The following is an 8992-nucleotide window of genomic DNA, read 5'->3' as shown; positions in this document are numbered from 1 at the left end:
GGAGAGGCGAAGGTCCGTAGGCTCCGTTGGCTCATCGTACCTACTGGTACGGTCAGGTCTCGCCACAGTTCGAGCTGCGTCGTTCATTCCGATCCCATCATGGGAGGGCCCACCCGGGTCGATCCCGAAGAGAAGCATGATCCGCAAGGGATCACGCATCAGCCAGGACGAGACATCAGCTCGGAGCGCTTGACCTCAACACGCCGAATAGAGAAGAGCCCCACCGTCCGCATACGAACCTTGGGGAACTGACCCCAGCCGAGTTCGCGGATCAACTCAGAAGAGCCCGATAACTCCCATGACGCCTGGTCTAAAAAAATTTGGGCTAGGACCAATCAAGCGGCCAGCGGCACCGTGTGGTCCGGCAACCAGGAGAGAAACACCTCCTCGCCGGGGGCACGCAGGCGGGCGTCACGGTTCTGAGCGAAGATTTTCAGTCGCAGGCCGTCCGCAGCTTCCGCTTCGTAGGTGATTGCCGTTCCCGAATAGATCGAAGCCGAGATGACGGCCCGGATCCGGTTCGCAACCTGGTGCTGCGTGCCTGTTTGAGGATCGGACGCGTCCCGGATTTCGATCTTCTCGGGCCGCACGGCGAGGGTCACGGCCTGGCCGACAGGCGGCAAGCTGATCGCGCTTGCGATCCGTTGCCCATGCGCAACTACCGTCCCATCTGCATTCACCCTCCCCTCGAGAAGGTTGGTGTCGCCTAGGAATTCAGCCGCGAAGCGGTTCACGGGGCGCTCGTAGACTTCGGTCGGCGCGCCGATCTGGACGATGCGGCCGCGATCGAGGATCGCCACCTTGTCCGACAGGGTCAGCGCTTCTTCCTGATCGTGGGTCACGAAGATCGTGGTCAGCCCGCTCTCGCGCTGGATGCGCACGAGCTCAACCTGCATCTCCTGTCGCAGACGGCGGTCGAGCGCGGACAGCGGCTCGTCGAGCAGAAGGACGCTCGGACGGGTGACGATGGCGCGGGCGAGCGCCACGCGCTGCTGCTGGCCGCCTGAGAGCTGTTTGGGCTTGCGGTCACCCATGCCGGGCAGGCGTACCATCTCCAGGGCCTGGGCCACCTCCCGCCGCGCAGCCTCGCCCTTGATGCCGCGCCGCGCCAAGCCGAACGCCACGTTGTCGGCGACGCTCATATGCGGAAACAGCGCATAGGACTGGAACACCATGCCGATGTTGCGCGCCCAGACCGGGACGTTCGTGACGTCCGTGCTGCCGATCGTGACCGTGCCGCGATCGGGCGTGACGAAGCCGGCGATGATGCGCAGAAGCGTCGTCTTGCCCGAGCCGGACGGGCCGAGAAGGCTTGTGAAGGAGCCCTCTGGAAAATGCGTGGAGATGTCCGTCAGGACGTCCACTTTTCCGTAGCTCTTCGCCACTGCGGATACGTTAACGGCGGTCACGGGGCGCTCCTGGTCTGGCGAAGAGGGAGAAGAGAAGGAAGAGCATCATCGATCCTCCGAGGAGGATCGTGCAGATCGCGTTGATCTCGGGCGTGAAGCCTTTGCGGATCGCCGAATAGATCTCGACCGGCAGGGTCGAGAAGCCGGGCGTCGCGAGGAAGTAGGAGACGACGAACTGGTCGAGCGAGACGGCGAAGGCGAAGAGGGCCGCGCCGACGATGCTGGGTAGAAGCAGCGGAAGCGTTACTCGGAAGAAGGCCGAGACCGGCCGGGAGCCGAGACTCATGGCCGCCTCCTCCAGGTCGGTGCGGATCGTCGTCAGACCCGTGCCGACGACGAGCACGACATACGGAATGGCGAGCGCGACATGGCCGATCAGGATGGCATGGAAGCCGCGCCCGATGCCGGTCCAGAAGAAGAAGACCAGCATGGCCGTGCCCGTGATCAGCCAGGGAATGGCGATCGGCGGCAGGAGCAGGAGGCGCAGCCAAGTCTTGCCCCGGAACTCGCGCCGCGACAGCGCGACGGCAGCGAGAGTTCCAAGGCTCGTCGCGATGGCCGACGTGATCAGCGCGATGAAGACGCTGTTCCAACTGGAGCGCAGCAGCTTAGCGTTGCTCGCCAGCGCTTCGTACCAGTGGGTCGTGAACTGGAAGGGCAGCGCGTAGAGCGGCGACTCGTTGAAGCCCATCATCATCAACACCGCGATCGGCAGGTAGAGAAAGACGAGGACGGCAATGAGATAAGTACGGGCGGCGAATGTCACGGATCCCTCCTCAGACGGCCGCGTTGCGGCGCAGGACGCCGGAGAATGTGGCGAAGATCGCCAGCACCACGGCCAGGATGGTGAAGGACAGGGCAGCGCCGAGCGGCCAGTTGAAGGCGGCGGTGAACTGCTCCTCGATAACCGTGCCGAGCGTAACGCCGCGGGTACCCCCGAGAATGCGTGGCTCCATGAAGGCACCGATGACCGGCACAAAGATCAGGATCGAGCCCGAGATCAGACCAGGGGCGGCAAGCGGCACGAGGATCTTGAAGAGGGTCGTCCACCAACGAGCGCCCAGGCTCTCGGCCGCCTCCAGGATCGAGTCGTCGATGGCGAGCAGGGCCACGTAGCAGGTTAGCACCATGTAGGGCAGATAGCCGTGCACGAGACCGAGCACGATCGCCGGCAGCGAGTAAAGGAAGCCGGTCGAGGGGGCATCGGCCCAGATGACGCGGATCGCGCTGTCGAGGAAGCCGCCCTCCCGGATCACCATGGTCCAGGAGAAAACGCGCACGAGACCGTTGGTCCAGAAGGGCAGAATCACGAGGATGAGCAACGTCTCACGCACCCGGCCCGACGTTGCGCGCACCAGGGCCAGCGCGGTGAAGAAACCAAGAACCGCGCAGATCGCCGTTGTCCAGAGCCCGATCAGGAGCGAGGTCCAAGCAACGCCGACGAGATAGGGCTGATCGACGAAGGCACGGTAGTTCTTGAGCGTGAAGAAGACCTCCTTCCTACCCATCGGCGTGCCGCTGAGAAAGCTGAAGGTCAGCATCGCGCCGAGCGGCAGGATGACGGCGAGGGTCAACCAGGCATAAGTCGGCATGAGCATGGCGACTGTTGCCACCCATGGCGGCAGTCGCCTGCCGTTGGTCCGAGCCGCGACATCGTCGCGGCTCGGGGCGGCACCGGGACCGATTGCGGTCTCAGCCGGCATAGGAGGCTTTCACTTCCTGCCAGAGATTGCTGAAGGCCTCGCGCCGCTCGTCGGGCTGTGGTGCCATGATCGTCATGGTCTCCAGATATCTGGGATCGTGGACCTTGCGGTTGAGATCGTCGGCGGGGAGCTTGTCCATGGCAGCGCTGTTGGCAGAGGCAGGCGCGCCGACCTTGGTCGCCCACTCGAAGTAGAAATCCGGATCAATCATGTAATTGATAAAAGCGAGCGCGTTTTCCTTGTTCTCGCTCGTTGCGGGAATGGCCAGCGTGTCGAGCCAGCCGACGGCCCCTTCCTTCGGCACCACGAATTCCACCGGGAGCTTGAAGTTTCGCTTGGACCGGACCGAGGCGCCGGACCAGTAGATAGAGAGGTCGAATTCGCCAGCCGAGAAGGCCTTGTTCCACTGGTCCTCGCTGGTCCAGATCGTCTTCACATTAGGCTTCAGGGCCTTCAGCCAGTCGCCGACGCGCTTTAGGTCCTTCGGATCGTTCATGTTCTGGCCAGTCATGAAGGCACCGATGGCGACCGCCGTCACCGCGTCGTCGAAGAGGCCGACCTTGCCGGCATAGGCGGGGTCGGCGAGCGCGCCGTAGCTGTCGGGTTTGGGCCTGCCATCGCGCACCGCCAGCGCGTTCATGCCCCAGACCCAGGGAACGCCGTAATGCTTGCCGTCTTCCGTGAAGTTCGGGTTGTCTGAGAGCTTAGCCGGCACGCCAGCCGTGTTAGGAACCTTGGAGAAATCGACGGCGTCGAGCAGATCCTCGGCGGTAGCCTGCTGGGTGCGGGCGCTGTTGACGACGACGACGTCGTATGCGCCCGGATTGGTCCTGAGCTTCGTCAGCATCTCGGACTCGGCGTTGTAGTAGTCGTGGACCACCTCGATGCCGGTCTTCTGCTTGAACGCCTCCACCGCCCATTTCTCGTCGGTGCCGTAGCCTTGCCAGTTGAGGACGGTGACGGTGCCCGCCGCGCGCGCCGGGCTGACGAGCGCACCGAAGCTCGTTGTTGCCAGCGCCCCAGCACCCATAATAGTCAAAAAATCGCGTCTGTTAGGCTGCATGCTGGTTACTCCCAATTGAAGAGGCTCGAGGTGATGGGATCGTATGCGTGTGCAGCCGCCGGGGTCGCCGTCGTGAAAGAGCGACGAACCGTGCCGCGTGCTGTTCGTCAGGCCGAGCGGCGAAGCTCCTTCACGACGATGTCGCCGTCGATGAGGATGGCCTCGTCGTCGAGGAAGAGGGAGCAGCCGCGCATCGGGATGTCGAGATGGCAGGCCGTGTCGTTGGGGCCGCCCAGCTCGTTGTTGGGGCCGGTCGAGAACATGACGTTGCCCCAAAAGGAGCGCGGCTCCATGCCCATGCCGCCGGGGAATTCGCCCGGCACCAGCCCGTGCCACTTGGCATTGGGGTTCATGCCCCAGCCGACATGGCTCATGCCCATGCCGCGCGGATCGTTGAACCCGTCCATGTAGGATTTGACGAGTTCGGCCTCGAGCCCGCCCCGGATGTCGCGCACCCAGCCCTTCTCGATCGTGTAGGTGATGGGCTCGCGCACATAGATGTTCTGCGGCAGGAGGATGTCGCCGGGCGCGACCACGATCTGCCCGTCCACCCCGTCATCGTCGCCGCCGGTGAAGACGAAGCCGGAGGGCCAATGGTCCCAGCGGCCCGGCTCGTCGGTGCAGGCATATTCGGTGACGGTCGGATAAGTGTTCAGCTTGTAGGTGACGTCGGTGCCGTGGCGCGAGGTAATGCGCATGACCTTGGCCTTGGCGAGGATCTCGCCTGCGATCTCGACCTTCTCGCGCAGCTCCTTGGTAGGCAGCATGCGCGCCAAAAGCTCGGGCGGCTCGACCGCCGTCAGGATGCGCGTGCCCGCCGCCTGGATGGCGAACTGCTCGGGGCTGAACAGGAGAAACACGCAGTCGATCAGCATGTCGCATTGCTTCAACGCCTCCACGGCGTCCGGCAGGGCGGCAAGGCCGGTGACGCCGACATTCCAGCCACCGGTCGGCAGGGGGGCGGGAAGGCGCATATGGTACATGCGCGCGCCCAGCCGCTGGCCGGCGGCCATGAAGGCGTCGGCATAGTCGAGCCGGTCGGCCCCTTGCGTCAGCACCACGAGCTTTTCGCCCTCGTGGACGCCCGACATCTTGAGCTGATGCAGGCAGATTTCGGTGAAGCTCGCGTGATCCATGTCCGGTCTCCTGATGTCTGAAGGGTCTTCGGTCTCAAACGGGTCGGTGGTCGGTGCCCGCCGCCGCGCCGACGCGGGCGAGAGCCTCCAGCGTCTCGTCCAGCGAGACGACGTCGCCGTATTTGGCGTCGATATCGAAGAGGTTGGCCTCGTGCGGGCCCTCGTGCCGATCTCCGACGCAATCGCGCACGACGATGGTGCGGAACCCGTGCTGCACGGCATCGACGGCGCTCGCCCGGATGCAGCCCGAGGTGGAGCAACCCGCCAGGATCACCGTGTCGATCCCCTGTGCATGCAGCATGGGGGCAAGGCTCGTGCCGAAGAAGGCGCTGGCATATTGCTTGGTGAAGACCGGCTCGCCCGCCTGCGGCTCGACGCCCTCGCAGAACTCGGCCAGCGGATTGCCGGCGACCATCGCCGTCATGACCGGCGACTTCTTCACCCAGACGCCGCCGTCGGCGCAGCCCGGCGCGTGGTAGAGGATATTGGTGTGGATCACCGGCACGCCCTGTTCGCGCGCGGCCGACAGAAGGCGCGGCGTCTCGGCCACCGCCTTCACCACGCCTGGCGCAAAGAGCGGCGCGCCGGGAACCGTATAGGCCTTCATGAAGTCGATCACGAGAAGCGCGGGCTTCGCGCCGAAGCCGATCCGGTGCCCCCAGACGCCCTTGTAGTTTTCCGATGCGCCCTGTTCCATGGTCCCGCTCCTCAGTAAGCGCCGGACAGAAGCGCGCCGGCGCCCGGCACGACGCGCTCCAGCCCGAGCACGTCCAGCATCCGGTAGGTGGTGGCGACCGCCGCCGAGAGCGTCGGCTTGCCCGTCAGCGCCTCGACCCGCGCGATGCTCGGCAGGGAGGGCATCTGCACGCAGGCCGACAGGACGATCGCATCGACATCGGACGTGTCGAGCCCCGCCACGATCCCCGGCAGATTGGCCGGGTCGTGGGCGGCGACCTTCAGATTGTCGGAGATTTCCAGCGCCTGATGCGTGACGACCTCGATGCCCTCGGCCTCGATATAGTCGATCACGAGCTTCGTCAGCGGCTTCATATAGGGGGCGACCAGCGCGATGCGCTTGGCCTTCAGGACGCCCAGCCCCTCCACCAGCGCCCCGGCGCTGGTGACGACGGGGGCCGGCGCGCCGTTCTCCTCCGTCACCTTGGTCAGGCGGGCCTGGCTTTCGCGGTGGTAGCCATGGCCCATCGCCATGATGGCGACGAGGCAGGCATAGCCGAGGACATCGACCCGCGCGTCGGACAGTTCCAGCGCGCAGCGGTCGGACTGGCCGTCCATCGCAGCCAGCTCGTCCTTGGTGACATGCTTCATGCGCATGCGCGCCGAATGGAAGGTGAAGCGCTCGGGCCGGATGAGCTGGCGCGCGGCGAGCATCGCCGGGATCTCCGTCTCCATCGTGATGTTGGAGCTGGGCACGATCTGGCCGATGCGGAAGGTTCGGGTGCTCATGGGATCAGGCCCGCGCAAGAGAGGTGCTAAGAAGCGTGTCGAGGGCGCGGAAGAAGCCCTCGAAATCGTCCCAGGGGATCATGTGGCCGGCGTCGGGGACGCGGGCGGTGCGGATCGAGGGGTTGAGGCTCGTGATCTCGGCCTCGTCGCCCGCCTCGATCACCCCGCCGCGCCCGGCGATCATCAGGACGGCGGGGACCGTGAGGCCCGGCAGGTCCTGATGGATGTCGTCGGTGTGGAAGCCCTCGAAGGCGGTGACGATGGCGGGCTCGAAGCAGGTGTGCAGCCATTCGGCGCGCAGCGCCCGCTGCTCGGGCGTCCAGGTCGGACAGAAGGCGCGCATGGCCTCGGCGTCCATGCCCTCCACCGCCTGCCGGATGGAGTCGACATACCAGGGCAGTTTCGAGGGATAGGCCCGGCGGCCCGGACCCGAAACGGGCGGATCGACCAGCACCAGCTGCTTCATGCCGGCAGGCTTGCGGCGCGCCGCCCGGATCGCGATGCGCGCGCCCATGGAATGGCCGAGCACCGTCGCGCCCTGGAGGCCCAGCGCCTCGATCAGGCCGGAGAGATCGTCCGCCATCGCGTCCAGCCCATAGTCGAGGCCCGGCCCGGTGGAGGAGAGGCCCCGCCCGCGCACGTCGACGACATAGGTGTCGAAAGCTTCGGTCAGGCGTTCGGCGACGAAGCCCCAGGTGATGGCGGGGCTGGTGATGCCCGGCACGAGGACCAGCGGCTCGCCTGATCCGCGATAGCGCAGCACGTGCTGGCGGATGCCGTTGGCGCGGATGTTGAAGCCTTCGGGAGCAAGGGGGCTCATGCCGCCACCTCGCTTTCGCCGCGAAGCGGGGCTTCGAAAATATCGTAGCCGAAGACCCAGGCCGGGTCCTCCTGCGTGCGCAGCCAGGTGTTGGCGTTGGACACGGCCTGAACGCGCGAGGCGCGCTCGCGCCGGTTCGCCTCGTAGAGACGGAAGGCGGTGGAATGGTCGGACAGGCCCGTTTCCGTCAGGCAGCGGGCGAGCATCGCGCCGTCCTCGATCGCCATGGCCGCGCCTTGCGCCATATGCGGCTTCATCGGGTGGCAGGCGTCGCCGAGCAGCACGAGTCGCCCTTCGCTCCAGAGCGGCAGCGGGTTGCGGTTGAGGAGCGGCCATTTGGTGACTTCGGTGGTCGCGTCGATCAGGGTCTGGACGATCGGATGGTAGCCGGCGAAGGCCTCGCGCATCTCCTCGCGGCTCGACGGCACGAAGGCGCCGTCGAAATCCCAGGCGGGATGGGGCACGCCCGTCACATAGTAATATTCGCGCCCGTCGGCGGTCGTGTCGTAGACCATCATATGGCGGTCGTGCGTCCACCATTTCACGCAGGCCTCGAAGTCGAAGCCCGTCTTGCGCAACACGTCCTTATCGAGAAGCGCGCGATGGCCGACCCAGCCGCTATAATTCGGCTTCTCCTCGCCGAGCAGCGTTTCGCGGATGCGCGAATTGATGCCGTCCGCCCCGACAGCGATGTCGGCTCTGGCGCGCGTGCCGTCGGCGAAGGTGAGATCGACGCCGGACCGATCGTCCACGATCGCGGTCAGCCGCTTGTCGAAATGCAGCGTGCCGGGCTGGAGGGCCGAGACCTGGAGCGCATGGAGATCGCCGCGATGCACGGTCAGATAGGGCGCGCCATATTCCTTCACCGCATAATCCCCAAGCGGGATGCGAGAGAGATAGTCGCCCGTCTCGCCGTCGCGCGAGAACCAGAAGTCGGGCTTGGAGCTGATGGCGACCAGCGCGTCCTCGATACCGATGCGGCGGAATATCTTGAGGACGTTCGGTCCCATGTGGATGCCGGCGCCGAGCCGGGAGAAGGCGGGGGCCTGCTCGTAGACATCGACCGCAAAGCCCGCCTTCTGCAGCAGAGCGGCTGCGGCGACACCGCCCAGTCCAGCGCCCACGACGGCGATGCGGGATCCTGGCTGCATGATGGGATCACTCCGTTCGAAGCCGCCTCACGGGCCGGCCGGATGCCCTATTGATCGAGTGTATACGCTATAAAAGCAAGAAGAAATTTTATGCTGCATCTGCATAATTCGTTGCCGCTCCGCACAAATTGCGGGCAACACGGCGAGTACAAACACGATTGACAGGTTTCATCTTTGCGGCAATCCTAGCGCCTACACTCTAAATTATCGGCCGCAATGTTCATTGCCTCCCGCCCCCTCCCCCGC

General features: G+C 65.3%; 9 protein-coding genes. All 9 read right to left on the bottom strand.

Features of this window, described 5'->3' with window-relative positions; genetic code table 11:
- Positions 1-335 precede the first annotated feature (335 nt).
- On the bottom strand, positions 336-1409 hold the full coding sequence (locus tag NS365_RS22160; RefSeq protein WP_058602471.1) for an ABC transporter ATP-binding protein: 1074 nt from the start codon (positions 1407-1409) through the stop codon (positions 336-338).
- A complete protein-coding gene (locus NS365_RS22155) occupies positions 1396-2175 on the bottom strand; it encodes an ABC transporter permease (protein ID WP_058602470.1) in 780 nt (259 codons plus the stop codon). The genes NS365_RS22160 and NS365_RS22155 overlap by 14 nt, the downstream gene beginning before the upstream one ends.
- A 10-nt stretch (positions 2176-2185) precedes the next feature.
- Positions 2186-3007 carry an ABC transporter permease gene (locus NS365_RS22150; RefSeq protein ID WP_082684785.1) on the bottom strand — a complete coding sequence of 274 codons (822 nt, stop codon included), beginning with the start codon at positions 3005-3007 and terminating at the stop codon, positions 2186-2188.
- A 94-nt stretch (positions 3008-3101) separates the two neighbouring features.
- On the bottom strand, positions 3102-4142 hold the full coding sequence (locus tag NS365_RS22145; protein WP_058602468.1) for an ABC transporter substrate-binding protein: 1041 nt from the start codon (positions 4140-4142) through the stop codon (positions 3102-3104).
- Positions 4143-4282: 140 nt separating this feature from the next.
- Complete coding sequence (locus NS365_RS22140) at positions 4283-5311, bottom strand: hypothetical protein (protein ID WP_058602467.1); 1029 nt, start codon at positions 5309-5311, stop codon at positions 4283-4285.
- A gap of 34 nt (positions 5312-5345) precedes the next feature.
- Complete coding sequence (locus tag NS365_RS22135) at positions 5346-6008, bottom strand: N-carbamoylsarcosine amidohydrolase (RefSeq protein WP_058602466.1); 663 nt, start codon at positions 6006-6008, stop codon at positions 5346-5348.
- Positions 6009-6019: 11 nt separating this feature from the next.
- Positions 6020-6775: a maleate cis-trans isomerase family protein gene (locus NS365_RS22130; RefSeq protein WP_058602465.1), complete on the bottom strand. Its 756-nt coding sequence runs from the start codon at positions 6773-6775 to the stop codon at positions 6020-6022.
- 4 nt (positions 6776-6779) lie between these two features.
- Positions 6780-7595, bottom strand: a complete 816-nt coding sequence (locus tag NS365_RS22125; protein ID WP_058602464.1) for an alpha/beta fold hydrolase — start codon at positions 7593-7595, stop codon at positions 6780-6782.
- Positions 7592-8746: an FAD-dependent monooxygenase gene (locus NS365_RS22120; protein ID WP_058602463.1), complete on the bottom strand. Its 1155-nt coding sequence runs from the start codon at positions 8744-8746 to the stop codon at positions 7592-7594. The genes NS365_RS22125 and NS365_RS22120 overlap by 4 nt, the downstream gene beginning before the upstream one ends.
- Positions 8747-8992 lie beyond the last annotated feature (246 nt).

The sequence above is a fragment of the Aureimonas ureilytica genome (genome assembly GCF_001475935.1).
GTDB classification, from domain to species: domain Bacteria; phylum Pseudomonadota; class Alphaproteobacteria; order Rhizobiales; family Rhizobiaceae; genus Aureimonas; species Aureimonas ureilytica_A.
Note: the sequence above shows the minus strand (reverse complement) of the source record. Positions and strands in the feature narration are given on the sequence as shown.

Coding starts and splice junctions, on each gene's coding strand:
- NS365_RS22150 (WP_082684785.1), bottom strand. CDS start 3,007: ATGCTCATGCCGACTTATGCCTGGTTGACCCTCGCCGTCATCCTGCCG.
- NS365_RS22145 (WP_058602468.1), bottom strand. CDS start 4,142: ATGGGTGCTGGGGCGCTGGCAACAACGAGCTTCGGTGCGCTCGTCAGC.
- NS365_RS22140 (WP_058602467.1), bottom strand. CDS start 5,311: ATGGATCACGCGAGCTTCACCGAAATCTGCCTGCATCAGCTCAAGATG.
- NS365_RS22135 (WP_058602466.1), bottom strand. CDS start 6,008: ATGGAACAGGGCGCATCGGAAAACTACAAGGGCGTCTGGGGGCACCGG.
- NS365_RS22130 (WP_058602465.1), bottom strand. CDS start 6,775: ATGAGCACCCGAACCTTCCGCATCGGCCAGATCGTGCCCAGCTCCAAC.
- NS365_RS22125 (WP_058602464.1), bottom strand. CDS start 7,595: ATGAGCCCCCTTGCTCCCGAAGGCTTCAACATCCGCGCCAACGGCATC.
- NS365_RS22120 (WP_058602463.1), bottom strand. CDS start 8,746: ATGCAGCCAGGATCCCGCATCGCCGTCGTGGGCGCTGGACTGGGCGGT.